General features: G+C 46.8%; 24 protein-coding genes. 9 read left to right on the forward strand and 15 right to left on the reverse strand.

Features of this window, described 5'->3' with window-relative positions:
* Window positions 1-29: 29 nt before the first annotated feature.
* Window positions 30-1,325 carry an adenosylmethionine--8-amino-7-oxononanoate transaminase gene (gene bioA, locus RCH83_RS01850; RefSeq protein ID WP_306518468.1) on the forward strand — a complete coding sequence of 432 codons (1,296 nt, stop codon included), beginning with the start codon at window positions 30-32 and terminating at the stop codon, window positions 1,323-1,325.
* A gap of 93 nt (window positions 1,326-1,418) precedes the next feature.
* Here the strand turns inward: bioA and RCH83_RS01855 are convergent, their stop codons facing one another.
* Window positions 1,419-1,673 carry a hypothetical protein gene (locus RCH83_RS01855; RefSeq protein WP_306518470.1) on the reverse strand — a complete coding sequence of 85 codons (255 nt, stop codon included), beginning with the start codon at window positions 1,671-1,673 and terminating at the stop codon, window positions 1,419-1,421.
* Between the two features lie 86 nt (window positions 1,674-1,759).
* Window positions 1,760-2,134, reverse strand: a complete 375-nt coding sequence (locus RCH83_RS01860) for a hypothetical protein (protein ID WP_306518472.1) — start codon at window positions 2,132-2,134, stop codon at window positions 1,760-1,762.
* Between the two features lie 107 nt (window positions 2,135-2,241).
* Between RCH83_RS01860 and asnS the strand changes: the two genes are divergently transcribed.
* The gene (gene asnS / locus RCH83_RS01865) at window positions 2,242-3,642 is read left to right on the forward strand and encodes an asparagine--tRNA ligase (protein WP_306518474.1); all 1,401 of its coding nucleotides are present in this window, start codon (window positions 2,242-2,244) and stop codon (window positions 3,640-3,642) included.
* Window positions 3,643-3,816: 174 nt separating this feature from the next.
* On the opposite strand, the gene RCH83_RS01870 is transcribed toward asnS, so the two are convergent.
* From RCH83_RS01870 to RCH83_RS01890, 5 genes are all read right to left on the reverse strand, one after another.
* Complete coding sequence (locus RCH83_RS01870; protein WP_306518476.1) at window positions 3,817-4,377, reverse strand: NAD(P)H nitroreductase; 561 nt, start codon at window positions 4,375-4,377, stop codon at window positions 3,817-3,819.
* 136 nt (window positions 4,378-4,513) lie between these two features.
* On the reverse strand, window positions 4,514-5,947 hold the full coding sequence (locus tag RCH83_RS01875; RefSeq protein WP_306518478.1) for a glycogen synthase: 1,434 nt from the start codon (window positions 5,945-5,947) through the stop codon (window positions 4,514-4,516).
* Window positions 5,948-5,984: 37 nt separating this feature from the next.
* Window positions 5,985-7,217 (reverse strand): glucose-1-phosphate adenylyltransferase, encoded by a 1,233-nt coding sequence (glgC, locus tag RCH83_RS01880; protein ID WP_306518480.1) that lies wholly within the window; start codon window positions 7,215-7,217, stop codon window positions 5,985-5,987.
* Window positions 7,218-7,230: 13 nt separating this feature from the next.
* Complete coding sequence (locus RCH83_RS01885; protein WP_306518482.1) at window positions 7,231-7,353, reverse strand: hypothetical protein; 123 nt, start codon at window positions 7,351-7,353, stop codon at window positions 7,231-7,233.
* 314 nt (window positions 7,354-7,667) lie between these two features.
* Window positions 7,668-9,686: an NADPH-dependent 2,4-dienoyl-CoA reductase gene (locus tag RCH83_RS01890; RefSeq protein WP_306518484.1), complete on the reverse strand. Its 2,019-nt coding sequence runs from the start codon at window positions 9,684-9,686 to the stop codon at window positions 7,668-7,670.
* Window positions 9,687-9,843: 157 nt separating this feature from the next.
* On the opposite strand from RCH83_RS01890, the gene sppA reads away from it, so the two are divergent.
* Entirely contained in the window at window positions 9,844-11,727 is a 1,884-nt protein-coding gene (sppA, locus tag RCH83_RS01895) for a signal peptide peptidase SppA (protein ID WP_306518486.1), read from the forward strand.
* Between the two features lie 99 nt (window positions 11,728-11,826).
* Here the strand turns inward: sppA and RCH83_RS01900 are convergent, their stop codons facing one another.
* From RCH83_RS01900 to RCH83_RS01910, 3 genes are all read right to left on the reverse strand, one after another.
* Entirely contained in the window at window positions 11,827-12,207 is a 381-nt protein-coding gene (locus tag RCH83_RS01900) for a VOC family protein (protein ID WP_306518488.1), read from the reverse strand.
* A gap of 267 nt (window positions 12,208-12,474) precedes the next feature.
* Window positions 12,475-15,525, reverse strand: coding sequence for an FAD-binding and (Fe-S)-binding domain-containing protein (locus RCH83_RS01905; protein ID WP_306518490.1), 3,051 nt, complete (start codon window positions 15,523-15,525; stop codon window positions 12,475-12,477).
* A gap of 196 nt (window positions 15,526-15,721) precedes the next feature.
* A complete protein-coding gene (locus RCH83_RS01910) occupies window positions 15,722-16,078 on the reverse strand; it encodes a hypothetical protein (RefSeq protein WP_306518492.1) in 357 nt (118 codons plus the stop codon).
* A 247-nt stretch (window positions 16,079-16,325) separates the two neighbouring features.
* Between RCH83_RS01910 and RCH83_RS01915 the strand changes: the two genes are divergently transcribed.
* Window positions 16,326-17,066 carry an ABC transporter substrate-binding protein gene (locus RCH83_RS01915; protein WP_306518494.1) on the forward strand — a complete coding sequence of 247 codons (741 nt, stop codon included), beginning with the start codon at window positions 16,326-16,328 and terminating at the stop codon, window positions 17,064-17,066.
* 67 nt (window positions 17,067-17,133) lie between these two features.
* On the opposite strand, the gene RCH83_RS01920 is transcribed toward RCH83_RS01915, so the two are convergent.
* The 3 genes from RCH83_RS01920 to seqA all read right to left on the reverse strand — a co-directional run bounded on the left by RCH83_RS01920 (window position 17,134) and on the right by seqA (window position 21,991).
* Window positions 17,134-19,623 (reverse strand): glycogen/starch/alpha-glucan phosphorylase, encoded by a 2,490-nt coding sequence (locus RCH83_RS01920; RefSeq protein ID WP_306518496.1) that lies wholly within the window; start codon window positions 19,621-19,623, stop codon window positions 17,134-17,136.
* A 190-nt stretch (window positions 19,624-19,813) separates the two neighbouring features.
* A complete protein-coding gene (pgm, locus tag RCH83_RS01925) occupies window positions 19,814-21,463 on the reverse strand; it encodes a phosphoglucomutase (alpha-D-glucose-1,6-bisphosphate-dependent) (protein ID WP_306518498.1) in 1,650 nt (549 codons plus the stop codon).
* Between the two features lie 9 nt (window positions 21,464-21,472).
* Window positions 21,473-21,991 carry a replication initiation negative regulator SeqA gene (gene seqA, locus RCH83_RS01930; protein WP_306518500.1) on the reverse strand — a complete coding sequence of 173 codons (519 nt, stop codon included), beginning with the start codon at window positions 21,989-21,991 and terminating at the stop codon, window positions 21,473-21,475.
* Window positions 21,992-22,115: 124 nt separating this feature from the next.
* Between seqA and RCH83_RS01935 the strand changes: the two genes are divergently transcribed.
* From RCH83_RS01935 to fldA, 4 genes are read left to right on the forward strand one after another with little or no spacing between them, the layout of a single operon-like run.
* Window positions 22,116-22,877, forward strand: coding sequence for an alpha/beta fold hydrolase (locus RCH83_RS01935; RefSeq protein WP_306518503.1), 762 nt, complete (start codon window positions 22,116-22,118; stop codon window positions 22,875-22,877).
* A gap of 59 nt (window positions 22,878-22,936) precedes the next feature.
* The gene (locus RCH83_RS01940) at window positions 22,937-23,158 is read left to right on the forward strand and encodes a DUF2788 domain-containing protein (RefSeq protein WP_306518505.1); all 222 of its coding nucleotides are present in this window, start codon (window positions 22,937-22,939) and stop codon (window positions 23,156-23,158) included.
* On the forward strand, window positions 23,158-23,430 hold the full coding sequence (gene ybfE / locus RCH83_RS01945) for a LexA regulated protein (RefSeq protein WP_260657836.1): 273 nt from the start codon (window positions 23,158-23,160) through the stop codon (window positions 23,428-23,430). The genes RCH83_RS01940 and ybfE overlap by 1 nt, the downstream gene beginning before the upstream one ends.
* A gap of 11 nt (window positions 23,431-23,441) precedes the next feature.
* Window positions 23,442-23,972: a flavodoxin FldA gene (gene fldA / locus RCH83_RS01950; RefSeq protein WP_306518507.1), complete on the forward strand. Its 531-nt coding sequence runs from the start codon at window positions 23,442-23,444 to the stop codon at window positions 23,970-23,972.
* Between the two features lie 111 nt (window positions 23,973-24,083).
* Here the strand turns inward: fldA and RCH83_RS01955 are convergent, their stop codons facing one another.
* Entirely contained in the window at window positions 24,084-24,569 is a 486-nt protein-coding gene (locus tag RCH83_RS01955; protein ID WP_306518509.1) for a DUF4442 domain-containing protein, read from the reverse strand.
* A 156-nt stretch (window positions 24,570-24,725) separates the two neighbouring features.
* Here RCH83_RS01955 and fur point away from each other — a divergent pair, with 156 nt between their 5' ends.
* A complete protein-coding gene (gene fur / locus RCH83_RS01960; RefSeq protein WP_306518511.1) occupies window positions 24,726-25,166 on the forward strand; it encodes a ferric iron uptake transcriptional regulator in 441 nt (146 codons plus the stop codon).
* Between the two features lie 50 nt (window positions 25,167-25,216).
* Here the strand turns inward: fur and RCH83_RS01965 are convergent, their stop codons facing one another.
* On the reverse strand, window positions 25,217-25,549 hold the full coding sequence (locus RCH83_RS01965; RefSeq protein WP_306518513.1) for a hypothetical protein: 333 nt from the start codon (window positions 25,547-25,549) through the stop codon (window positions 25,217-25,219).
* Window positions 25,550-25,831 lie beyond the last annotated feature (282 nt).

Genomic DNA, 25,831 nt, shown 5'->3' on the forward strand with positions numbered 1-25,831 from the left:
GTTTACCACCGACCAATAAATGAGCATTTATGGCTATTGATCTCGCTTTTGACCGTCAGCATATCTGGCACCCTTACACTTCATTAAAAAATCCGTTGCCGGTGTACCCGGTAGTGCGGGCCGAAGGATGCAGGCTTTATCTGGAAGATGGCCGCAGTTTAATAGACGGCACCTCCAGCTGGTGGTCGGCGGTGCATGGTTATAACCACCCTGCTCTTAATACTGCCGTTACCACCCAGTTGACCAACATGAGCCATGTGATGTTTGGTGGCATAGTGCATCAACCTGCGGTGGATTTGGCCAAACTACTGCTGTCGATGGTGCCCGAAGGTTTAAACAAAGTGTTTTTTGCCGACAGCGGCTCTATTGCGGTGGAAGTGGCGCTGAAAATGGCCTTGCAGTATTGGTTGTCGCAAGGTGTGCAAACAAAAAGCAGAATATTAAGCCTGAGCAAGGCTTATCACGGTGATACTTTTGCCGCTATGTCGGTATGTGACCCGGATGATGGCATGCACGCGCTATTTAAAAGCCAGCTGACCCCCCATTTATTTGCACCGGCACCACAAAGCCGTTTTGACGGTGAATGGCTGCAAGAAGATGGCCAGAAACTGCGGCAACTATTCGAGCAGCATCATCAGGAACTGGCCGCCATGATAGTGGAGCCGGTATTACAAGGCGCAGGTGGTATGCGGATGTATCACCCGGACTATTTAAAACAATGCCGCGCTTTATGTGATGAATTTAAGGTGCTGCTGATTTGTGACGAAATTGCCACAGGTTTTGGCCGCACTGGCAAGTTATTTGCCTGTGATCACGCCGGGATCAGCCCGGATATTCTGTGTTTGGGTAAAGCGCTGAGCGGTGGTTATATCACCCTGGCCGCCACCTTATGTAATGATCTTGTGGCCGAAGGTATACAAGGTGCTTTAATGCACGGCCCAACTTATATGGCCAATCCGCTGGCTTGTAGTGTGGCAGTGGCAAGCCTTGGCCTGATTCAGCAAAATCAATGGCAACAGCAGGTTCGCTTGATAGAGCAGCAGTTAAAAACTGAACTTGCCCCTGCCAGGCTATTGCCGCAGGTGGCCGATGTGCGGGTGCTTGGTGCTGTGGGTGTGGTGGAAATGACAGGTAATGTGGATGTAGCATTGTGTCAGCGTTTGTTTGTGGAGTCTGAAGTTTGGGTGCGGCCTTTTGGTAAGCTTTTGTATCTGATGCCACCTTTTATTATCAGCAGCCAGGAACTGACAGAGCTTACACAAGCGATCCTCAAAGTCTGTCAGCAGCCTATTCTGACCACAGAGGTCCCTTTACCTGGCGCCTGAATGGTCAGTTTAATCAGTGGTCAGCATTATATGTTGAGCGCAAAGCGCAGTGGTGCTAAGTAGCTGTATGCCAAGGTGAAACTTTCAAACGAACTAGGGCAAACTGCTGATATCACCCTGTTTTTTGCCACGCGCTTTGTTAATGGCTTCATCCATGGCTGTTACTTTGGGATCTTTTTTCTTAAAAGGGTCGGTTTTGCCCGATTTTTCCTGTTGTTTGTCAATTTGCTGCTGTTGATAAATGCCGCTGGCCACAGCCGAAGTTGCGTCTATCACATCATTGCCGGTTTGCACTTGCACACAACCTGTTGCAGCAAATAAAACAAAGAATATCAGCGTATTGCGCATAAATTTGCCCATTAATTTTACAAAAGTGCTACTTTAGGTCGGCAAAACTGAACGCTAACTGTATCGGCTTTATCACAACAACAGGCTTATAAAATAACCGCCAGATACAACAACACTGCAGACGACATCAATAGCAGCACCACGAGGTTATAACGCAGATGATCATCAGCGCGTTTTAATCTGAATCTGTTTAGCAGCAAACTCAACAGGCTGATGCCACAACACCACCACAACAAATAAATCAACCTTGCTGTGAGTGTAGGATCCCAATAATCCCGCACCTGAATATCCAGGTATTGCAAAAAACCATACTGCACTTCAGGTTTCGCCAGATGACTGAATCCCATGGCAATCACAAAAACCACCCAACCGGCAACAGACAGCCAGTTTAAGCTTTGCAGTAGCCAGTCGGGCCCACGACGGCGGTTTTTTGTTGGTAATGGCCGTTTTTGCTCAGTCAAATCGGGCTTCCTGTCAATTTTTGCTTGTGTTGAAACGCTGCCTGCGTATGATTACACCTCTTAAGTTAAATTCAACCTTTTTCAAGCAGCAAGTTGGAGCCTATTGCATGACGCATGCAGTGATTAAAGATGTTTTAGCCGGCAAATATGCAGTCGGCGACCTGGTTACCGTCAAAGGCTGGATCCGCACCCGTCGTGATTCCAAAGCCGGTATTTCTTTCCTCGCCGTACATGACGGCAGCTGTTTTGATGCACTGCAAGCCGTCGCTCCGGCCGAATTAAATAATTACGAAACCGAAATTAAACGCCTGACTACAGCCTGTTCTGTGGTGGTGAGCGGCACTATTGCCCGCTCAGAAGGTCAGGGTCAGTCTTATGAAATTCAGGCCACTTCTGTAGAAGTGCTGGGTTTTGTCGAAAACCCTGACACCTACCCTATGGCACCAAAACGCCATTCGATGGAATATCTGCGCGAACAAGCGCATTTACGTTCACGTACCAATATGGTTGGCGCCATTACCCGGGTTCGGCATTGTCTGGCACAAGCCATTCACCGTTTTTTCCACGAACGTGGTTTTTATTGGATAAGCACCCCAATTATTACCGGTGCCGATGCTGAAGGCGCAGGTGAAATGTTCCGGGTCAGTACTTTAGACATGGAAAACCTGCCACGTGATGACAAAGGCAAAGTCGATTACAAACAAGACTTTTTTGGCAAAGAAACCTTTTTAACGGTGTCCGGCCAGCTGAACGTTGAAACTTACGCTTGTGCTTTGTCCAATGTGTACACTTTCGGCCCGACTTTTAGAGCTGAAAACTCAAACACTACCAGACACTTAGCTGAATTCTGGATGATTGAACCTGAAGTGGCTTTTGCTGAATTAAAAGACGTAGCGCAGCTTGCAGAAGACATGCTGAAGTATGTGTTTAAAGCAGTGCTGGCAGAGCGTGGCGACGATATGGCGTTTTTTGCCGAGCGTGTGGATGACAAAGCTATCAGCCGTCTGCAAGACATAATTAACTCAAGTTTTGTGCGGATGGATTACACCGAAGCCGTTGAGATTTTAAAAACTTGCGGCAAAAAGTTTGATTACCCGGTGGAATGGGGTGTGGACTTACAGTCAGAGCACGAGCGTTATTTAGCTGAAGTGCATGTTGGCGCGCCGGTGATCCTGCAAAACTATCCAAAAGACATCAAAGCTTTTTATATGCGCATGAACGAAGATGGCAAAACAGTAGCCGCTATGGACATTCTGGCGCCTGGCATTGGTGAAATTATTGGTGGTTCACAACGTGAAGAACGTTTAGAGCAGTTAGACGCTCGCATGGACGCTATGGGCCTGAATAAAGAAGACTACAGCTGGTACCGCGACCTGCGCCGTTATGGCACAGTGCCGCATGCCGGTTTTGGTTTAGGTTTTGAGCGTTTGGTGTCTTATGTGACTGGTGTAGGCAACGTACGTGATGTGATTGCCTTCCCACGCACACCTGGCAACGCTGACTTCTAACAAAAGCAACAGCTTGTGTTACAGCTCCTTTTGAGCAAGCTACAAAAAAGCCATCTTCGCGATGGCTTTTTTTATGGTCTAGGAATTTTTATGCACTTTAAAAAACGGTATGCCGCTATTGCGGGAGCAATTCGCGACTGTGCTTCATTAAATGTTTAATTAAGTGTTTATTAGTTATTCAAAATAACTGAAAAAATGATTGGTATCAGGTACAGGTCTTTGTGGTGCTTCACCGGCACAGGTGCCAAGATACAAATAACCCACAATTTCGTCGTCTTCACCCAAGCCTAAGGTTTGTTTCACAAACTCATACTGAGCATAAGCGCCGGTGCGCCAGATACCGCCAAAACCCAAGGCAAAAGCGGCTTGTTGCATCGCCATCACACTACAGGCGGCAGATTGCACCTGCTCTTGCAATGGTACTTTGGCATGTTCAGAACATTTGGCAATACAGGCTATCACCATAGGAGCGCGCAGCGGTAACTGTCGTGCCCTTTCCAATAATTCATTGGCAATAGACGGGTCTTCTTCTACGGCAGCTTCGGCAAAAATATCACCTAATTTAGCCAGCGCAGTTTTGCCCTGAAAAATAACAAAACGCCATGGTTTTAAACCACCATGATCAGGCACTTTTAACGCTGCCTGTTTAATCAGCTCTAATGCTTCACCGGCCGGTGCCGGTTCAGTTAAACGTGAAGAAGAATAGCGGGTTGTTAATAACGTAATAGCATCCATAACATCAGCCCCTGGAAAAAATGCCCTGTAAGGCTAGCAAATAAAATCAAAGCGCGACAATAGTTTTCATCGGCAAGAGGCTGTTTGCTGCGACGCTGCACAATAACTGCCGAAGAAGCGAGCGCCGGTATTGCCGTTATTGTGCCTGTTGGTAAAGATGCAGATATTTTTCCGCCGCCTGATCCCAGCCAAAATATTGTTGCATGCCTCTTTGTTGCACCTTTTGGTATTTGCTCTGGTTTTGAAACAGCGCTTCTGCGCTTTTTAACGCCTGAATTAAATCCTGTTCTGCAGGTTCAACAAAATGGATACCTGTGGCGTTTCTTGCCGGTAGCGCCACCACAGTGTCTTTTAAACCACCAGTAGCACGCACTATAGGCACAGTGCCATAACGCAGACTGTAAATCTGGTTCAGACCACAAGGTTCAAATAAACTCGGCATCAGGAAAAAGTCACCGGCCGCTTCCAGCTGGTGGGAAAAATCTTCATCAAAACCTTCGATAAAACGGTACTTCAGCGGATATTGTTGTTGCAGCGCTTTGAGCGGCTGTATGTATTTTTGCTCGCCAGTGCCCATCATTACCACCTGAGCATCGCAGGTGCCAAGCCAGTTGGTTAAGGCCGGAATAAGGTAATCAAAACCTTTTTGCCCTGTCACACGGCTTACCAATACAAACAACGGCACTTTTTGACCATTATGGTTGTGGGCATGGCTGTCAGCCAGCCCCATTTGCCGGCGAAGTTCGGTTTTGCATTGCTGTTTCCCGGTTAAATCGGCGCTGTGGTAGTTGGCGACCAGCGATTTATCTGTTTGTGGATCCCAGCGGCCATAATCACAGCCATTTAAAATACCAACAAAACTACTCTGCCTGGCCTGATACAAGGCACTTAAGCCGTTGGCGGCCGGCTCTGACAATAACTCGTCCCGGTAACCCTGACTCACAGTATTCAGCGCGCTGGCATGTTGTACGCCCAGACTCAACAAGCTAGGAGCGATACCTGCCGCAAAATCATCGGGCGTCAGGCCAAGGTTTTTAAAGTCATGTTGGGCTATGCCCTGTTGATAAGCGGCATTGTGAATGGTCAGAATAAACCTGCTCTGCAGCAGTTTGCCCTGTTGTTGCATTTGTTTTAGATACACAGCAGCCAGCGCTGTTTGCCAGTCGTGGCCGTGGATCACATCAGCTTTAATGCCACTTTCACTCAGATAACAAAGTGCGGCTTTGCAAAAAAAAGCAAACCGCAAAGCATTGTCAGCAAAAGCATGATAACCATCATCATAAGGGCGACTGCGGGCAAAAAAATCATGGTGTTCAATCAACGCCACTGAAATACCATCTTCCAGCAGATGCCGCACGGCACAACCATAATGTTGCTCACCCAAGGCAAAATAGATGGATTGCCATTCAGGTAACAGTTCACGCTGGTATAACACACCATAACGAGGCAACAGCACAGTGATTTGATGTCCTTGCGCCTTAAGCGCCTGCGCCAGTCCTCTGGTTGCATCGGCCAATCCACCGGTTTTTAGCAAACCTTCGTATTCACTGCATAAAAATACTATGTGCATCAGAACCCTGTGCTCCTTTGTTGCCGTTATGGCGTTCTCAGTCAAAACCTACCAGTGCGCCTTTGGGGATCACCACCACACCGTCCGGTGATACGTGGAAACGCTCGCGGTCCAGCACCGGATCTTCACCTATCACAGTACCAGGCGCAATCTTCACGTCTTTATCGATAATGGCACGACGGATACGGCAGCCGCGGCCTATATCGTTGTTACCCATCAACACACTTTTTTCGATATAACCATGACTGTGTACATGCACGTTGTAGCCAAGAATGGAATGGTAGACGATAGAACCACTGACAATACAACCTGCTGCCACCATAGAGCTGATGGCCTGACCTGTACGGTTTGCTTCATCGTGGACAAATTTTGCCGGTGGCACAGGAGGTGTGTAACTACGTAAAGGCCAGTATTTGTTATACAAATCAATGGGCGGTACCACTGAAATCAAATCCATATTGGCTTCATAATAAGAGTCGATAGTCCCCACATCCCGCCAGTAACCCCAGGCAGCCTCTTTTTCACCACGAATAATATTGGTAGAAAAATCATAGACATATACGTCGCCAGACGGAAAAAGTTTCGGGATGATGTTATGGCCAAAATCGTGTTTGGAATCGACCTGCGCTGCATCTTCTTCCAGCACGTCCACCAGACAACGGGCTTCAAAAATATAATTGCCCATAGAAGCCAGCACAAAATCAGGATTGCCCGGAATAGTTTTAGGGTTGGATTTTGGTTTTTCTTCAAAACCAATCATTTTGCCCTGTTCATCCACTTCTATCACGCCAAATTCATGGGCTTGTGACACAGGTACCGGAATAGCTGCAACAGTCAGTCTGGCATTACGCTGACGGTGAAAATCCAGCATCTGACGTACATCCATTTTATAAATGTGGTCGCCACCAAACACGCAGACATGTTCAGGATCCAGGCCATGAATCAGGTGCAGGTTTTGATACACAGCGTCCGCTGTGCCCAGATACCAATGTTTGCCGGTTTGCATCTGTGCCGGAATGGGGTCGATAAACCTGTTGGTTAAGCCCGTCACCCGCCAGGCACGGCTTAAATGTTTCATCAGCGAATGTGATTTAAACTGGGTGATCACAAAAATCTGCAACAAGTCTGAATTGACAAAGTTGTTCAACACAAAATCGATAATGCGATAGTTCCCACCAAAAGGAACTGCGGGTTTGGCCCGAATGCCGGTTAATGGCGCCAGTCTTGTGCCTTCTCCGCCAGCCAAAATCATAGTTAATACACCAGACATCTGAGACTCCCTGTTAATCAAAACCAATACCAGCCGAAATTTGCGATGCCGGCCAGTGTTTGATGCTGGTACGGGCAAGCGTTGTGTCACGCACAGCGCTAACACATTGCAAAGCCGATACCATGATGAATGACACACTGATAAATCCTTCAACAGCCGGAGTTAACTGCACAGTGTGCGATAGAGTGTATGTCGTTGCTGTGGCAACGGTATGACAAAAAGCGCCAATTTGGTGCAACTATGCAACAACGCACCATAATGGCAATTCAAGATGTCACATCAACTGTAATAACGCTTAAAGCCTTGTGCTGGCAAGCATAATGCGGATAATTTTTCAGATTTATGGCAAAAATAAGGCGCCCATCGGGGCGCCGTGAATTTTTAGCTGAGCAACACCAGCTTTGTGAGCTTTTGTGGTCTGGCTGCCCTGTTGGTAAACCGGGCAAAAGTTTATATTCTGGCCGCCAGTTCAGCGCCCTGACGGATAGCTCGTTTAGCATCAAGTTCAGCCGCTACATCGGCGCCGCCTATCAGATGGACAGAACAACCTTTATCCAATAAACCTTGTTGTAAGGCACGTTGTGGCTCTTGCCCTGCACAAATCACTACGTTATCCACATCCAGACAACGTTGCTGACCGCCCAGTTCAACCCACAAACCTTCGTCGTCAACCCGCAGATATTGGGCGCCGGAGAGCATATCCACTGCTTTTTTCTTTAATGAAGCGCGGTGGATCCAACCGGTGGTTTTACCAAGGCCAGCGCCCACTTTGCTGTTTTTCCGTTGTAATAAATACACTTTACGCGGTGCAACCTCTGGGGTTTGATCCGGTAATAAAGCACCACGGCTTTGATAGTTTTTATCAATGCCCCAGTCTTTGAGCCAGGCATCAGGTTGCAGCGTTAACGAATGAGGCTCTGTCAGGTATTCGGCTACATCAAAACCAATACCACCGGCACCGATAATAGCGACTGTGCTGCCCACTTCTTTGTGGTCGCGTAACACATCCAGATAACTCAGTACTTTTGGATGATCAGCACCAGGTAAATCCAGATCTCTTGGCACTATGCCCGTTGCCAATACAATTTCATCAAAACCAGCGGCTGACAATGACTCTACCGTCTGCAGCTGACCCAGCTCCAGTTTCACGGCATGCAGCTGTAACATCCGGGCGAAATAACGGATGGTCTGGTGGAATTCTTCTTTACCAGGCACTTGTTTGGCATAGTTAAACTGGCCACCAATTTTGTCGTCTTTATCAAACAGAGTCACCTGATGACCACGCTGCGAGGCATACACACTAAAGGCCATACCGGCAGGCCCTGCGCCGACCACCGCAATCTTTTTGCGTGTTGGTGCCGGGTTAAAATTCAGCTCTGTTTCATAACAGGCCCGGGGATTGACCAGACAACTGGCTCTTTTGTTTTGAAACACATGGTCAAGACAAGCCTGATTACAGGCAATACAGGTATTAATTTCGTCCGCTTTGCCTGCTGCTGCTTTATTGACAAAATCAGCATCGGCCAGGAAAGGCCTTGCCATACAGACTAAATCGGCTTCACCTTTGGCCAGAATATCTTCGGCAACCTGAGGGTCATTGATGCGGTTCGTCGCAACCACAGGAATTTGCACCTGTTGTTTCACTTTGGCTGTGATCCAGCTAAAAGCAGCGCGTGGCACCATAGTGCCTATAGTGGGCACCCGCGCTTCATGCCAGCCGATGCCGGTATTGATCATGGTCGCGCCTGCTGCTGCAACCTGTTGCGCCAGCGCCACCACTTCGTCGTAGCTATTGCCATCTTCAACTAAATCAAGCATCGACAGCCGGTAGATAATAATAAAATTGGGGCCACAAAGCTCACGCACTTTACGGATGGTTTCCAGCGCAAAACGGCAACGGTTTTCAAAACTACCGCCCCATTCGTCGGTGCGCTGATTGGTGCGCTGACATATAAACTGATTTATCAGATAACCTTCAGAACCCATAATTTCTACACCGTCATAACCGGCTTTTTGTGCCAATCGTGCAGAAGATGCAAAGTCATTGATGGTGCTTCTGACCTGCCGGGACGACAGCTCTGAGGGTTTAAAAGGTGTAATAGGCGACTGAATTTTACTTGGCGCAACGCTAAAGGGATGATAACCATAACGGCCGGCATGCAATAACTGCATACAAATTTTGGCGCCGTGCTGATGCACAGCTGCTGTTACCTGCTTATGTTTACCAGCTTGCCAGAACCAGCTGAGCTGACTGCCAAAAGGCACCAGGTTGCCGCGAAAATTCGGGCTGATGCCGCCGGTAATAATAAGGCCAACGCCGCCTTTGGCGCGTTCGGCATAAAAAGCGGCCAGTTTGGCAAAACCTTGTTTTTCCTCTTCTAACCCCGTATGCATTGACCCCATCAAGACGCGGTTTTTTAAGGTGGTAAAGCCAAGATCTAAAGGTTGTAATAAATGTGGATAAGACACTGCGGCCTCTTCTGGTCGTACCTGTTGAATAACGAAACTTTATCCGCTTTTAATTGCGCTGACAAGGAATAAACATTTTCTTACAAATTCCGTTTAAGTTTATTGCCTTAATTCGTTATCTTAGCCTCAGACAGAAGTATTTAAATAGGTGTTTGATATGTCGTTAGAAAGACCAGGTCTGCTCAGAAGGTTTTTTGGTGCAGTTTTGCGTGTGTTTAAAACTGTTCGTAATCTGGTACTTAACCTGATTTTCCTGGTAATTTTTATTGGGTTTATCAGTGTGTTGTTATCCGATGGTGAAGAAGTTTCAGTTCCGGAAACTGCAGCCTTAGTGCTGAATTTAAAAGGTGATCTGGTTGAAGAACTGCGTTTTGTTGATCCGGTTGAAGCTATGGTCAACGAAGCCGCAGGTGGCAGCGAAGAAAGCCCGGAAATTCTGGTTCGTGATGTGGTGAAAGTGATTGAAGGCGCCACTAAAGACAATAAAATCAAAGCGATAGTTTTGGAGTTGTCAAATCTCGGCCGAGGTTCACTGGACAAGTTGCAAACAGTGGGCGCCGCGCTGGAAAAATTTAAAGCTGCAGATAAAAAGGTGCTGGCAACAGGTACTTTTTATGCACAAAACCAATATTACCTCGCCAGTTATGCAGACAGTATCAACCTGCATCCAAAAGGCACTGTGCTGCTGGAAGGTTATGGCAGTTACCCAATGTATTACAAAAGCGCGCTGGAAAAACTGAAAATCAGCACTCACGTTTTTAAAGTGGGTACTTATAAGTCGGCGGTAGAACCTTTCCTGCGCGATGATATGTCACCTGAAGCCAAAGAAGCCAACAGTGCCTGGTTAAACGAACTCTGGAGCACCTACAAACAGCAGGTTGCCGAGCGGCGTGGTTTTGAAGTGAACAACTTTGATGAAAGTTTTGCCACTTTATATCAACGCATCAGTGCAACTGAAGGTGATATTGCCAAATATGCACTGGATGCCAAACTGGTCGACACGCTGAAAACCCGCGAGCAGTTCCGTCAGGATATGATTGCATTGGTTGGCGAAGATAAAGACAACAAAACCTTTAATCAGGTGAACTACGAGGAATATCACAGTCTGGTGCTGCCAAAAATGCAGATGCCAAATCCGATGACCGACAAAGTTGCACTGGTGATTGCCCGCGGCAATATCGTAGATGGTAACGCCAAAGCCGGCATGATTGGTGGTGACAGCACAGCCAAACTGCTGCGTAAAGCCAGATTTGATGACAAAGTTAAAGCTGTGGTACTGCGTATTGACAGTGGCGGTGGTAGTGCTTTTGCATCAGAAATTATTGCCGAAGAAATCCGCTTATTAAAAGATGCCGGCAAGCCGGTGATAGCTTCGATGGGCGCAGTGGCAGCATCGGGTGGTTATTGGATTGCAGCACCAGCCAATGAAATCTGGGCGGCCCCCACCACTATTACCGGCTCCATTGGTATTTTTGCGTTGTTACACACTGCCGAAAATGCCGTCAGCAGTCTGGGTCTGAATGTTGATGGTGTTGGTACCACTGAGCTTGCCGGTTTTAGCGCCGGAGTGCCACTGTTTAAAGGTTTATCACCGGACGCTGAAAAACTGCTGCAACGGATGATTGAACGTGGTTATGATGAATTCATCAGCCATGTTGGTGCCAGCCGTAATCTGGAAAAAACCGCAGTAGATAAAGTTGGCCAGGGTCGTGTCTGGACGGGCACCAAAGCGCTGGAGTTTGGTCTGGTTGATAAACTGGGCACGCTGGAAGACGCTATTGCCTCAGCCGCCAATAAAGCCAGCCTGAGTCAATTTGACGTTTGGGTGGTTGAGCAGGAACTGACACCACAGCAGCAGTTTGTAAAACAACTGTTTGGCGAAGCCAAAGCGCTGGGATTAGTGCCGGAAATGACACCTTCCGCCGATACCAAAGCGGTAAAACAGCTGATGAAACAGCTTGAACAACATGTTGCACAGTTCAGTCAGTTTAACGATCCTAAGGGTATTTATTCTTACTGTTTCAGCTGTCAGGTAGAATAAGCAACACAGCCTGAGCAGGTAAAAAAAGGAGCTTTTATAGCTCCTTTTTTATTGTTCAGTATTTTATGGATAGATAAGCAATGAATGCTGATTTGATAGTTATTGCATACTATGTAAACCGAGCTTATTGCCGGCAGGATCCAAAAAAAGTCCAATAAAACCATGTTCGCCAATAGCCGTTTTTGGTAACAGCACTTCCCCACCCGCCATTGCTACCCGTTTCAGCACAGGCCCGACATCTGCGGTTTGAAAATACACTGTAGTGCCTGCAGCAGAAGGTCTGGAGTCTGGTCCCGATACCAAAGCACCACCACAGCCACTTTGTTGATGATCAAAAGGAAATAACGCCATTTGATCAGAAGCCATCTCCATCATGGTAAGTTCCAGCTGAAATACCTGCTGATAAAAGTTTTTACTCAGTGCCATATCTGTCACCGGAATTTCAAACCAGCCCACCGGATTTGTGATTGTTGCAGTCATGTTCTCAAGTCCTTTGTTTATGAAAGACTCAGCAATTGTAGCGCAGCAGTTAAAAACTGACGCGCTTGCTCTATTTAATCTCTTATTTGCCCTAAGCCCCCCCTGCAGCGCCATTTTGTTAACAACCACTTTTACTGATAACCGCATTTACCGGCTACAAATTACTGCATCTTTTGACCTGAACGCCTGCGTGAAATAACCATAAAAAAACCTGCGAATGCAGGTTTTTTAGAAGGCGCAACTGAGGTTGTGCTTTTATCAGCGTTGTTATTTTGCCTGACTTAATAAATGCACCAGCAACTGCAGCGGATGTTGTGGTTTTTGCCCTTCATAACGTTTCACCTGACTGCGGCAAGAAAAGCCTGTCACCAGCACCCTGGTAAGTTCTGTTTGTTGCACGGCCTGTTGCCAGCTTAAATCGTATAAAGCACGACTGTTTTGCTGATTTTGTACTTCATGACCATAGGTACCTGCCATACCACAACAACCCACTGCCACCACATCCAGAGTTAAACCCGCTTTGCCGAAAATTTGCTGCCAGCTTTTTTCGGTGGCTGGCAAAGCGGTTTTTTCCGTGCAATGAGCAAATAAACGGTATTTTTCAGTACTTTGAAGTTTAGGCAGCTGCTGTTGCACTAACCATTCATGCAAAAGTTTCACATCAAAATCGCCCCTTTTATCCCCCAGCGCTTTGACATATTCGTCGCGGTACACCAACACCAGGGATGCATCCAGACCTATCATAGGAGCACCAAGGGCAGTCAGCTGATTGAGAAAATCAGCGGCGTTTTGCGCCGTTTTGGCAAATTCACGTAAAAACCCTTTGACGTGTTGTGGTTTACCATTGGGTAAAAATGGCAACAGTACCGGCGTGAAACCCAGTTTTTCCAGCAAACTTAGTGCGTCAGCCACTAAATCCGCTTCATAAAAACTGGTGAAAGGGTCTTGCACCAAAAGCACCAGTTTTTCGCGTTCAGCCAAAGATAAACTTTGTAACTGCGTTAAATCAAATTGGTATTTGTTTTGAATACGATCCGCCAGCGTTGGCACCGACAACAAAGGTGAATCGACATAACCCACAGTTTTTTTAAGCAGCCAGGCGACTGGTGGCAAAGTTAAACCAAAGTTCACCAGCGCCGGCGCTTTTGCAAGCACAGGTGCACTTTGTTCAATACCAGCAACCACATAGTCTTTGAGTGGCCGTAAATAGCGGCTGTGATACAACTGCAAAAACCGCGCTCTGAACGATGGCACATCCACTTTAATAGGACACTGGCCAGCGCAGGCTTTACAAGCGAGACATCCTTCCATCGCCTCCATCACTTCATGCGAAAAATCAGCATCACCTTGTTTTTTCGCAATGCTGTTGCGGATACGGGCGGCAAAGTTTTTCAGACCCCCGGAGGATGCTAACAACTGCTGCTCCTGTGCCAATACGTCCACCCCCTGATTGCTCATCAGCCGCAACCATTCACGCATTAAACCAGCACGGCCTTTGGGGCTATGGCGTCTGTCTTTAGTCACTTTGCTGGACGGGCACATCGGTGAGTTTTCTTCGTAGTTAAAACACAGGCCATTACCGTTGCAGTTGGCGGCGCTGTCAAAACTCTGTCTTACCTGAATAGGAATTTGCCGGTCATAAAAGCCACGTTTTACGCCATCTACGCTGACGAGCGCGTCGTCACTTAACCAGGGCGTACAAATTTTGCCGGGGTTCATCCGGTTATCCGGGTCAAAAGCGGCTTTAATTTTGCGAAGTTCATTAAACAAGGTGTCGCCAAAAAAGGCCGGACCATATTCACTACGATAGCCTTTGCCATGTTCCCCCCACATTAAACCGCCGTATTTAGCAGTCAGAGCCACCACCTGATCGGACACTAAACGCAGCAGTTTTTCCTGCTCTGGGTCACACATATCAAGGGCTGGGCGCACATGCAGCACACCGGCATCCACATGACCAAACATGCCGTAGCTGAGGCCATGACTGTCAAGTAATGCTCTGAATTCAATAATAAAATCGGCCAGATTTTCAGGTGGCACAGCAGTGTCTTCAGCAAAAGGCAAAGGTTTTTGCTGGCCTTTGGCATTGCCTAACAGACCAACGGCTTTTTTCCGCATCGCATAAATCTGATTGATGGCGCCTAAATCGTACGTCAGCTGATAACCAATAATGCCGCTGTCACCTGTTGCTAAGGCTTGTTGCAGCCGGCCTTCCAGCAGTGCCACCTTTTGCTGCATGTCGCTTTCATTTTCAGCGTTGTATTCCACCATATTCAGGCCCAACATGGTTTTGCCCGGCACATCTTCAATGTAGTTTTTGACCTGATGCCAGATAATGTCCTGGCGCGCTAAATCCAGCACTTTGCTGTCAACGGTTTCTACCGAGGTGGCTTGTGCCGCTACCAAAAAAGGTGCGTTTTTTAAAGCACTGACAAAACTGTCGTACTTCACATTCACCAGACATTTAAAAGGCGCAATAGGCGTCACGTTCAGTTTGGCTTCGGCAACAAAACCCAAAGAGCCTTCCGAACCTGTGATCACCCGGCCTAAATCAAACTGGGTTAAATCGTCATTCCAGACGTGTTCTAAATCGTAACCTGTTAAAAAACGGTTTAGCCTTGGAAATTTGCTCAGGATGTCGGCACGATAATCGCGTGTGCTGCCAAGTACCTGACGGTAAATGGCACCAATGTCATTTTGCTGCGTAGCAAGCTGCTCAGCTTCTTTTACCGGTATGGGCGCCGTATCCAGCACATCACCGCTCACCAGCACAGTTTTGAGTGCCAGCACATGGTCGCTGGTTTTGCCATACACCAAAGAGCCCTGACCCGAAGCATCGGTATTGACCATACCGCCAATAGTGGCGCGGTTAGAGGTAGATAAATCCGGTGCAAAGAAAAAACCATAAGGTTTTAAAAAAGCATTGAGCTGATCTTTAATCACTCCTGCCTGCACCCGCACCCAACGTTCTTTGGCATTAAATTCAAGAATCTCACGCATATGGCGCGATAAATCGACCACCAGATGTTCAGTCAGCGCCTGACCGTTGGTGCCGGTACCACCGCCTCTTGGGCTGAATTTTAAGGTTTGAAACTGTGATTGTTGCGAAGTTTTGGTGATCAGCTGCAAATCAGCCAGATGACGGGGTAATAACACAGCCTGAGGCAAGGCCTGATAGACACTGTTGTCGGTGGCAACGGCGAGTCTGGCGGCATAACTGGTTTCAATATCACCGGCAAAACCGGCATCTTGCAACGCTTTGCGAAAGGCCAATACAATTTCAGGCAAGCTATGTTCGGGTGTTAACTTCGGGATCATCACAGGCACAACAACTGATTCGGGAAACTGCGAGTATATCACTCTGTAGTGCTGGAATTTAAGTGCAAAAGCGGCTTGATTTGACTGAAAAACAGCAGCTGATTGTGCTGATAAAAGCATCTAGCCAAAACAGCACTACAAAGTCATACATAAAACCCTGTAGTGTTGTATCGGGTAAGCAGATCCAAAACTACCGTTAACTCAGGTTTTTGTTGCTCTGTTCATTTTTAACTATCACTTCGCCTTCAATTACAACACCTTTGTTATTCAGATTGTCGTCCGGAGCGGCACTATATTCGCTCTGATATCCACTCTGGGCTCTGTGCATTTCCTGCATCTGTTGCATTTTTTTCAGCAACTGCTTTTTTTTCCACCAAAGCCAGGGAAACAATAACACTGCCACTGTGGCAATAATCATTAACAGACCAACACCAAAAACTAAAAATGCCAAAGCTGCCAACACCATAAAAATAACGCTGAACAGCCCGCCACTACGTGTTTTGCCGATATTGATAAAAACCGGCTGTGACCCTGATTGCCAGGATTGTTTCATGCAATAAACCTCTTGATAAACCCGCGTTTCTGACTACTCCAACCGCAAATGGTTCTGTATCGCTGCCAGATACAACATAATAGCTTGTCACTTTATGGGGATGCCCGAATGCCATTTCCAGTCAGAATGGAAATTTTCCGAAGCCAAGATGTAACTAAATATTCCCCACTGCGCCGTCGTTTGCTCAGTGTTACCAGCTCTGCTATGGTGTTGAAATAAGCCCTTTATAGTGTTTGTGGTGTTCGGCATGAAGATATGGATAATCGCTCTGCTGATGTTATTTTCTGCTGTTTTTTCAGCACAAGCCTGCACTATCAGAGTTCAGGTCAATGACTTTCCGCCTTATTCCTATTGGCAGGATGGACGCTGGCAAGGCAGCCGGGTGGTTCTGGCTGAACGACTGGCGGCAAAACTTCACTGCAACACTGAATATCTGGATATTGCCTGGGGCCGCGCTTTATTACTGATGCAACAAGGTAAACTGGATTTAATGTTTAACCTCAGCAAAACCCCTGAGCGCGAGCAAGCCATGTTGTTTCTGGCGCCCCATCATACTGAAACTTTGGTACTGGCCGTAACCTCAGAGATGACTGAATGGCATTTTATCAGTAATCTGAAAGAGTTACGGCTTTTCCCCGGTACCATAGCTTTAACTCAGGGCGGTTATATGGGGCCGCAATTTAATGCTTTTGCTAAAGATCCCATTCAGGCTAAAAAAATAGTGTTGATGCCTCATCGCAAAGCAAAAACTGAACTGGTACTCAAAGGCAGAGCTCAGGCCTTGATCGAAGACAAAGACTACCTGCAATACGCCATCAGCAATTTTCCCGCTTATCAGAAGTTAGTGTTAACGCCGCTGGTGTTATCACAAACCCCGGTGTATGCCGCGCTCAGTCGAAAATCTGTCGTGTTCAGCAGAGCTGCGGAATTTGAACTGGCAATAGCGGAACTTATTAAAGAAGGCCATTGGTCGGCAGATGCCCCCTAAGTACCGGCTAGTCTTGTCCGACAAAAAAGCCTGCAATCGCAGGCTTTTTTAGTTTGTGTCTCAGCGCTTATTTCTGCCCAATCTGGCATTTTTTCAGCTGCCACACCCTTTGCACGTAATCTTCAATAGAGCGGTCTGAGGTAAACTTGCCAACACTCGCAGTATTGAGAATGGCTTTTTTCGCCCAGAGTGTTTTATCTCTGTACCAGCTATCAATGGTTTCATGCGCTTTTACATAAGATGGGAAGTCTGCCAGCACCAGATAAGGGTCACCGCCTTCCAGCAAACTGCGTTTAATAGCCGCCAGTTCACCTGGTTTACCCGGGGTAAAATAATCTGTTTCCAGCCAATCCAAAATGGCCTTTAGCTCAGGGTTATTGTAATAATAATCCCAGCTGTTATAACCCTGCTCCTGTAGCGCTTTTACTTCGTCAACAGTTAAACCAAAAATCGCAATATTGTCTGCACCTACTTCCTCAACAATTTCAATATTGGCGCCATCCATGGTGCCAACGGTAATGGCACCGTTCAACGCCAGTTTCATATTGCCGGTACCACTGGCTTCTTTGCCAGCGGTGGAAATTTGCTCCGACACATCAGCGGCCGGGATCATTTTTTCAGCAAGGCTGACCCGGTAATTCGGCATAAACACCACTTTTAAGCGGTTCTTAACCCTTTTATCGTGGTTAATTTTTTCGGCAATCTTATTGATGGCATAGATAATTTCTTTGGCCAGTTTATAACCGGGCGCAGCTTTAGCGCCAAACAGGAATACCCTTGGCACCATGTCGTAATCCGGGTTTTGCAAAATACGACGGTACAACGCCAGAATATGCAGCAAATTCAGATGCTGACGTTTGTATTCATGCAGACGTTTAATTTGCACGTCAAAAAGTGCGTGTGGATCTATGGCAATACCAGTTAGCTTTTTCACTTCGTCAGCCAAATCAGCTTTGTTCTGCTGCTTAATCGCCATAAAAGCGTCTTGCATTGCAGGGCTGTCGGCATGAGCTTTCAGTTCTGACAGCTGATGTAAATGGGTTGGCCAGTCTTTGCCAACAGTAGCGTCCAGTAATTTCGATAAACGTTGATTACAGGCTTTTAACCAGCGTCTTGGTGTTACACCATTGGTGATATTGGTAAATTTGTCCGGCCATAAAGCTACCATTTCTGGGAATAAATCCGATTTCACTAACTGAGAGTGAATTTCGGCCACACCGTTCACTCTGAAAGAGCCGACCACCGATAAATGCCCCATCCGCACCATAGGGTCGTGGCCTTCTTCGATGATGGACAGTTTGCGTTTTTTCTCCACATCACCAGGCCAACGTACATCAACCTGCTCCACCAGGAAACGGCGGTTAATTTCGTAAATAATTTCCAGATGACGTGGCAATACTTTTTCAAATAACCGCACCGGCCATTTTTCCAGCGCTTCCGGCAACAAGGTATGGTTGGTATAAGCAAAAACGTGTTGGCAAATATTCCAGGCTTCTTCCCAGTTCATTTCAGCGCGATCAACCAGAATACGCATCAGCTCAGGAATAGCCACTGAAGGATGAGTGTCGTTCAGTTGAATGACCACTTGTTTGGCAAACTGGCTCCAGTCGTCGCCATGCGCCCTTTTATAACGGCGGATAATGTCTTTGAGTGAACTTGAGCAGAAAAAATACTGCTGAATCAGCCGCAGCTCTTTGCCCGCTTCGGTTTCATCGTTTGGATACAATACTTTAGAGATGGTTTCCGCTTCGATATTTTCGCGCGCGGCATCAATATAACCGCCAGAGTTAAACACGTCCCAGTTAAAAAAGTCACTGGCACGGCTTTCCCACAAACGCAATACGTTCACCGAACTGCCGTTGTAACCCACCACCGGAATATCCCATGGCACGGCTTTAATAATACGGCCAGGGTGCCAGACTTTTTTCATTTTACCTTGCAGGTCGTACACGGTTTCAACATAACCATATACCGAAATTTCCTGAATAGATTCAGGACGGCAAATTTCCCAGGGGTTGCCGTATTCACGCCAGCTGTCAGGTCTTTCTATCTGAAAACCGTGCTGAAATTCCTGCTTAAATAAACCATGTTCATAATGAATGCCATAACCTATAGCCGGGTAATTTAAGGTCGCCAGCGAGTCGATAAAACAAGCGGCAAGACGGCCCAGACCACCGTTGCCCAGCGCCATATCTTCTTCTTGCTGTTCTAAATCGGCAATGTCCATACCCAGCTCAGCCAACGCCTGTTTGGCGGCTTCATAACAACCCAAATTGTGCAGATTGTTGCTGAACAAACGGCCCATCAGGTATTCAAGGCTGAAATAATGCACGGCGCGGGTATTTTGCTGGTAATGCGTGCGCTGGGTATTACGCAAGCCGTCATACACAAATTCGTTAATAGAAGCGCAGGTGGCGCGCCACCAGGCTTGTGGGCTGGCTTTATTGACATCAGTGCCCAGTGTACCGTGCAGGTGCCGGATGATCCGGTCTTTCAGTTCAGCAGCAGAAGGTAACGCAGCTACCGCTACGGTAGTTTCGGTTGTAGTAGGGTTCATAAGCCATTTCCAGTTTGCCAAATCCGATTGCCAGCAAGGGCAATAACCGCAGCGCAACCTTTAATGGAACGGCGCTGCTTTGATTATTCTTGTAGTAAAATTACAGAATGTACGGCTATTCGTCAAGGAAACAGACCATTTCGGCCTGCATTTGTAATTTAATTACATACGAATGCAGCCGCTTGACAACTCAGTTTAACTGCTGAAAAACACTGTCGACAAAAGCTTTTGCGTCCAGCTCCAACTGCTGCAAGTGGGCAGCATCAACAAAACTTTCCAGATAAATTTTATAACTGTTTTCAGTGCCGGACGGTCTGGCGGCAAACCAACCATTCTGAGTCACCACTTTTACCCCACCAATGCTGGCGTTATTACCTGGTGCTTTGGTTAACACGGCCAAAATAGCGTCGCCGGCTAAGCTGCTTTGTGAAACACTTTCGACATTGAGATTTTTAAGCGCATTTTTTTGCGCAAAATCGGCCGGCGCATCAATACGTCGATACAAAGGCGCACCAAACTCGCGGGTCAGCGCCTGATACTGGGCATAAGGGTCAACACCGGTTTTGGCGAACATTTCTGCGGCCAATAAACCCAGAATAAAACCGTCTTTGTCAGTCGACCAGACAGTGCCGTCAAAACGCAAAAAGCTGGCGCCGGCCGATTCTTCACCACCAAACACCAGAGTGCCCTGATGCAACCCGTCCACAAACCATTTAAAACCAACAGGTACTTCAAACAAAGTACGGCCACGTCCCGCCACTACGCGGTCAATTAAAGCGCTGGAGACCAGGGTTTTGCCAATTTTTTTGTCAAGGCCCCACTGTGGTCTGTTGCTGAGCAGATAATTAATAGCAACAGCCAGATAATGGTTTGGATTAAGCAAACCACCATTTCGGGTCACAATGCCGTGACGGTCAAAATCAGGGTCATTGCCAATACCTATATCAAACTGATCTTTCAGTTTAATTAAGTTGGTCATTGAATAAGCCGAGCTGCAGTCCATACGGATTTGACCGTCTTTATCCAAAGGCATAAAGGCAAAAGTCGGGTCGACAATGTCGTTAACCACAGTTAAATCAAGGCCATATTTTTCGGCAATCACAGGCCAGAACGCGATGCCGGAACCACCTAATGGGTCCACACCAATTTTTACTTTGGCTTTGGCAATGGCTGCCATATCAACCACATTGGCCAGGTCGTCAACATAAGGGCCAATATAATCATAAAGCTGATAGAGCGGGCTTTTGAGTGCCTGCTGATAATCCAGACAATTGACGCTGGCCAAAGCTGCACCAATCAATGCATTGGCACGTTGTTCAATCCAGCTTGTTGCATCAGTGTCGGCTGGCCCACCATGCGGCGGATTGTATTTAATACCACCATCTTTGGGTGGATTATGCGAAGGTGTAATCACAATACCATCTGCAAGTGCTGCTGGTTTTACTCTGTTGTAGCCCAAGATGGCATGTGAAATCACAGGGGTTGGTGTATAGCCGTTGTCGGGTTGCACTTTGACAGTGACCCCATTGGCAATCAGCACCTGCACTGCGCTGATAAAAGCAGGTTCACTCAGTGCATGAGTGTCTTTACCCAAAAATAACGGGCCATTGATGCCCTGCGCTTTACGGTATTCAGCAACGGCCTGGCAAATGGCTTTAATATGAACTTCGTTAAAAGAACGGTCGGTTGCACTGCCTCTGTGCCCTGAAGTACCAAAACTAACCCTTTGTGATTGAATGGTTAAATCTGGCTGCAGTGTGTAGTACTCTGAACATAACAAGGCGATATTCGACAGTATGTTTCTTGGCGCTGTTTGTCCGGCAAGCGGGTGAACCGACATATAAATTCCTTATAAAAAATCCCGGATAAGTTCTGCTTCTTCCTGTGAATAACCCAGCTTTAACGCAGCTTCGGTTAACATCATTTTTTTGCGGGTGGTGTTGGAATTGGTGATCACCCAAAATTCGCTGTTTGGAATAGGTTTTGGATTGGTGCTGCTGCCCGCTTCCAATAAATCTGCTTCTTTACGGCCAAAATACACGCGGTTGCGGCCTTTAATATCCAGCACTTTGGCAAACTGTGCTTTGTGTGCCCGCGCCAGGGCTGACAAAATAATTAAAAAACGGCCAACCACGCTGAGTTCTGCCTGTAAATCCTGTTTACTTAAGATATCAAATACTTTTTGATCCTGAACCTGTGATGCCTGCGCTGGCGCAGTCACACTAACAGTTTCAGATTGCGCTGGGATGACAGTGCCGTTTTGCGGCAACAACAAACGCCGTAAAATTTCTGAAGCACTCTCGCCAATCTGTTGGGTCTGACTGGCGATATAATGATAAAGATCATCATCTATTTCTATTGTTTTCATAAAGATACCTTAAAACCCAAACCGACAGTCGGCATTATATAAATTGACACTGGCTGACGCCAGCCCGGTATTTTGCTAGGCTGACCGCACTTTTTTTATAGCGCGTCGTTGTCAAAGGATAAGCATGATATTACATACTGACATAACAGGCCAAGGCGAACCACTGGTATTGATCCACGGTTTGTTTGGCAGTTACGAAAACCTTGGCGTCATAGCCCGTGCCTTGCAGGACAAATTTCAAATCATCAATCTGGATTTACGTAACCATGGCCGTTCAGCGCACAGCGACCAGATGAATTACCCGCTGATGGCAGCCGATGTCATTGAAACTCTTGATGCTTTGGGGCTTGTGCAAGTATCAGTGCTTGGTCATTCTATGGGGGGTAAAGTTGCGATGCAGCTGGCGCTGCAAGCACCAGAGCGGGTACAAAAACTTGTGCTGGCCGATATTTCCCCTGTGGTGAACGAACCCCGCCACCTCGGCATTTTGCAGGCCATGCAACATATCAACCTTGCCACCTTAACGGACAGACGAGAGGCCGATCAGCAGCTCAGTCTGTCCGTCAAGGAGCTTGGTGTACGCCAGTTTCTGCTAAAAAATTTGGTGAAAGAAGGTGATAAATTTCAATGGCGGTTAAATTTACCTGCCCTTGTAGCCAATTACCCCGCTATTCTGGCAGCACCGCAAGCCAAAGGGCCTTATACCGGCCCTGTACTTTTTATTAAAGGTGGTGACTCTGATTATTTACTGCCATCACATCAAGGCCAGATACAACAGCTATTCCCGAATGCCAGAGCAAAAGTGATTCAGGGCACAGGCCATTGGCTCCATGCGGAAAAACCAGCTGCTTTTAGCAAGATAGTGGCAGATTTTTTATTGAGCTAGCGCATAAAAATTTTTGTGCTTTGTGCTATAGTGCGCGCGTTTTTTTGAAGGTCATCACCATGTTAAATGAATATATGGAACAAATTGAGGCAGCCAGCCTGTGGTTTTTCCTCAGCGTATTGTTTTTTTTGATTGGAATGGCAATTCAGGACGTATTAAAAAAAGGCGATGTGCCAAAATTTGGCCGGGTATTCGTCTGGATAGTATTATTTTTGGGTTGTGCCGGCTTTCTGGCCAAAGGTGTTATTCAGTTTATTTATGAGTCAAAAGGGTTAGGTTAATGGCGAAAATTGCCACAGATCGCACAACTCTTGATTTATTTGCCGGCGAAAAGCGGCCGGGTCGGCCTAAAACCAACCCGTTACCGCGTGAAGAGCAGCTGCGACTGAATAAAAGAAACCAGATCCGCCGTGACAAAACCAAAGGGTTAAAACGCATCGAGTGCAAAGTGACAGCAGAGCTGTATTCGCAACTGGATGCCAGAGCACAGGCACTGCAACTGACCCGCAGTGCGCTGATTGAACAACTGCTGAGCGCAGCGTTAGCAAGGTAAAAGGCACTTATATGGCAACTGTAGGTATATTTTTCGGCAGCGATACCGGTAACACTGAACATATCGCCAAGATGATTCAAAAAGAGCTGGGCAAAAACTTAATTGCCGTGCATGACATTGCAAAAAGCAGCAAAGAAGATATCGCCAGCTACGATTTGCTGATGTTTGGTATTCCAACCTGGTATTACGGTGAAGCCCAGTGTGATTGGGACGATTTTTTCCCTGAGCTGGAAAATATCGACTTTAACAATAAGTTAGTCGCTATTTTTGGTTGTGGTGATCAGGAAGACTACGCAGAATATTTCCTCGATGCCATGGGCACGCTGCGTGACATTATCGAGCCTAAAGGCGCCATTATTGTCGGTAACTGGCCAACCAAAGGTTACAACTTTGTGGCGTCCAAAGCTTTGGCCGACAACGACCATTTTGTTGGTTTAGGTATTGATGAAGACCGTCAACCTGAGCTGACTGAAGCCCGTGTGAAACAGTGGTGCAAACAAATTTATGATGAACTGAGTCTGAAAGACCTCGAAGGTTTATAAGCTTCAGCCAAAACAAAAACCACCGCTAGACGGTGGTTTTTGTTTTTGTGTCCGCTGAATTTTCTGCGTTTACGTAAGACGGAACTACTGTTTTACTGCCACTGAAACTGGTTACACGCTGCCAGCTTGTTGCTGCCGGTGTTTTGGCTTTTTGCGGATATACACAGTGCGGTTGACTTCACAGACGATATCATTGTGTTTGTTTTTAATATGGACCAGAAACTGCGGGAAATATTTATCACCATCCGCTGTAGCCGCTTTAATTTCATCAACAACAGCATCCCCCAGCCAGAACTCTGCCGTTAAGGTGCCATGTCCTGGTTTGATGTAATCAATGTCGGCCTTTTTATCCCACACCATATATTCTTTGCCCAAAGCGCCCATCAGCAGCAAAGGGTAAATAGGATCGGTCATCGCAAACATGGTGCCGCCAAACTGGCTGCTATTGATATTGCGCCGCCAGGGTCTGTCACTCAGACTTACTCTGGCATAACGATAATCATCGGCCAGCTTTTCTACTTTAATGCCGTTACACCAAAACGGCGGCCAGAAGTTTAATAAATGCCGCATCACTGCGGGTTTAAATGCCCAGCGCATAAAAGCTCCATCTGGTAAGACCTGTAACGAGAAGCATAACCTGAAACAAGGTGAGATACCAAACTTCCCTCGCTTTGGAACAGGAGATTTTACTTTTCCAATCAAAGAGAATAGCTTTATAATCCAAGCCAACAGCAATTATGAGTAACGATACAGATGTCAGATCACAACAGTGAACTTCGCAAAGCCGGCCTGAAAGTTACCCTGCCACGGGTAAAAATTCTGGAAATTTTACAGGACCCAGGTCACCAGCACATCAGCGCTGAAGACGTATATAAAATTCTGCTGGAAATTGGTGAAGATATAGGTCTGGCCACTGTGTACCGTGTGTTAAACCAGTTTGACGATGCAGGCATTGTCAGCCGTCACCACTTTGAAGGTGGCAAGTCGGTATTTGAATTAAGCCGTATTGATCATCATGACCATCTGGTTTGTTTAAGCTGCGGCAAAGTCATTGAATTTGAAGATGATGATATAGAACGCAAGCAGCTGGAAATTGCCGAGAAAAATGGCATTAAGCTTACCCACCACAGTTTATATCTGTATGGTGAGTGTGTAGATAAAGTCGCTTGTGACGCTTTTAAAAATAAAGCCTGATTGATTTTGTTTGGAAAAAACGCAGCATCAGCTGCGTTTTTTTTATGTTGCTAAGGCAACAAGGCGCATTGTTGCTGCTGACAGGCCGCCACGGGTTGTGGCATGATCTGGCAGGTACTACGCAACCCAAGTCGTTGTTGTTGTTCTTGTTTTAGTTTTTTATATCTTTCACTGGTAATAGCCAGCAGCTTTTCATCTGTTGTTTGGCTTGAATACACCAGATATTGTTCAGGCCCGCCACAAGGTCTGTGCCCAACAGCCAGAATTTTACATTGGGCATTTTGCTGACAACTTTTATTCTCGGTTAATCTTTGCAGCCGCTGATGTAGTTGTTTAGTGTCAACCTGCAGTTGCGCCAGTGAACCGTCCAATTGGTTCAGCATTAAATCGCCCTTTTGCGGCACAGTATTGCAGCCTGAAAGCAAAACCAGCATGCCCAGCAGTGTGCTTATTCCTTGCATTTTCACTTGCGTTTCTCCGGTCTGAAAAAGTTACAACATTTTAACTAAAACATATTCAATAACAAGCAATTGCACAAAAGTTCGGCAGCTTTCATGCCGTTAAGTTGTAACAAAAATTCTGCTACACGCTAAAACAACTCAGGTCCGGTTGCCAAAATGACATCAAAGGCAATACAACAGACATAGCTGATATCACGGCCTGGC

It is taken from the genome of Rheinheimera sp. (assembly GCF_030824435.1).
Lineage (GTDB): Bacteria > Pseudomonadota > Gammaproteobacteria > Enterobacterales > Alteromonadaceae > Pararheinheimera.

What these genes read in the sequence shown, in the direction of transcription:
- RCH83_RS01965 (WP_306518513.1), bottom strand. Translation starts at nt 25,549, where the DNA reads ATGCTGAACCAATTGGACGGTTCACTGGCGCAACTGCAGGTTGACACT.
- glgC (WP_306518480.1), bottom strand. Translation starts at nt 7,217, where the DNA reads ATGTCTGGTGTATTAACTATGATTTTGGCTGGCGGAGAAGGCACAAGA.
- RCH83_RS01855 (WP_306518470.1), bottom strand. Translation starts at nt 1,673, where the DNA reads ATGCGCAATACGCTGATATTCTTTGTTTTATTTGCTGCAACAGGTTGT.
- RCH83_RS01875 (WP_306518478.1), bottom strand. Translation starts at nt 5,947, where the DNA reads ATGCACATAGTATTTTTATGCAGTGAATACGAAGGTTTGCTAAAAACC.
- RCH83_RS01940 (WP_306518505.1), top strand. Translation starts at nt 22,937, where the DNA reads ATGTTAAATGAATATATGGAACAAATTGAGGCAGCCAGCCTGTGGTTT.
- RCH83_RS01955 (WP_306518509.1), bottom strand. Translation starts at nt 24,569, where the DNA reads ATGCGCTGGGCATTTAAACCCGCAGTGATGCGGCATTTATTAAACTTC.
- seqA (WP_306518500.1), bottom strand. Translation starts at nt 21,991, where the DNA reads ATGAAAACAATAGAAATAGATGATGATCTTTATCATTATATCGCCAGT.
- pgm (WP_306518498.1), bottom strand. Translation starts at nt 21,463, where the DNA reads ATGTCGGTTCACCCGCTTGCCGGACAAACAGCGCCAAGAAACATACTG.
- RCH83_RS01935 (WP_306518503.1), top strand. Translation starts at nt 22,116, where the DNA reads ATGATATTACATACTGACATAACAGGCCAAGGCGAACCACTGGTATTG.
- fldA (WP_306518507.1), top strand. Translation starts at nt 23,442, where the DNA reads ATGGCAACTGTAGGTATATTTTTCGGCAGCGATACCGGTAACACTGAA.
- RCH83_RS01870 (WP_306518476.1), bottom strand. Translation starts at nt 4,377, where the DNA reads ATGGATGCTATTACGTTATTAACAACCCGCTATTCTTCTTCACGTTTA.
- ybfE (WP_260657836.1), top strand. Translation starts at nt 23,158, where the DNA reads ATGGCGAAAATTGCCACAGATCGCACAACTCTTGATTTATTTGCCGGC.
- RCH83_RS01910 (WP_306518492.1), bottom strand. Translation starts at nt 16,078, where the DNA reads ATGAAACAATCCTGGCAATCAGGGTCACAGCCGGTTTTTATCAATATC.
- bioA (WP_306518468.1), top strand. Translation starts at nt 30, where the DNA reads ATGGCTATTGATCTCGCTTTTGACCGTCAGCATATCTGGCACCCTTAC.
- sppA (WP_306518486.1), top strand. Translation starts at nt 9,844, where the DNA reads ATGTCGTTAGAAAGACCAGGTCTGCTCAGAAGGTTTTTTGGTGCAGTT.
- RCH83_RS01915 (WP_306518494.1), top strand. Translation starts at nt 16,326, where the DNA reads ATGAAGATATGGATAATCGCTCTGCTGATGTTATTTTCTGCTGTTTTT.
- RCH83_RS01900 (WP_306518488.1), bottom strand. Translation starts at nt 12,207, where the DNA reads ATGACTGCAACAATCACAAATCCGGTGGGCTGGTTTGAAATTCCGGTG.
- RCH83_RS01905 (WP_306518490.1), bottom strand. Translation starts at nt 15,525, where the DNA reads ATGATCCCGAAGTTAACACCCGAACATAGCTTGCCTGAAATTGTATTG.
- asnS (WP_306518474.1), top strand. Translation starts at nt 2,242, where the DNA reads ATGACGCATGCAGTGATTAAAGATGTTTTAGCCGGCAAATATGCAGTC.
- fur (WP_306518511.1), top strand. Translation starts at nt 24,726, where the DNA reads ATGTCAGATCACAACAGTGAACTTCGCAAAGCCGGCCTGAAAGTTACC.
- RCH83_RS01920 (WP_306518496.1), bottom strand. Translation starts at nt 19,623, where the DNA reads ATGAACCCTACTACAACCGAAACTACCGTAGCGGTAGCTGCGTTACCT.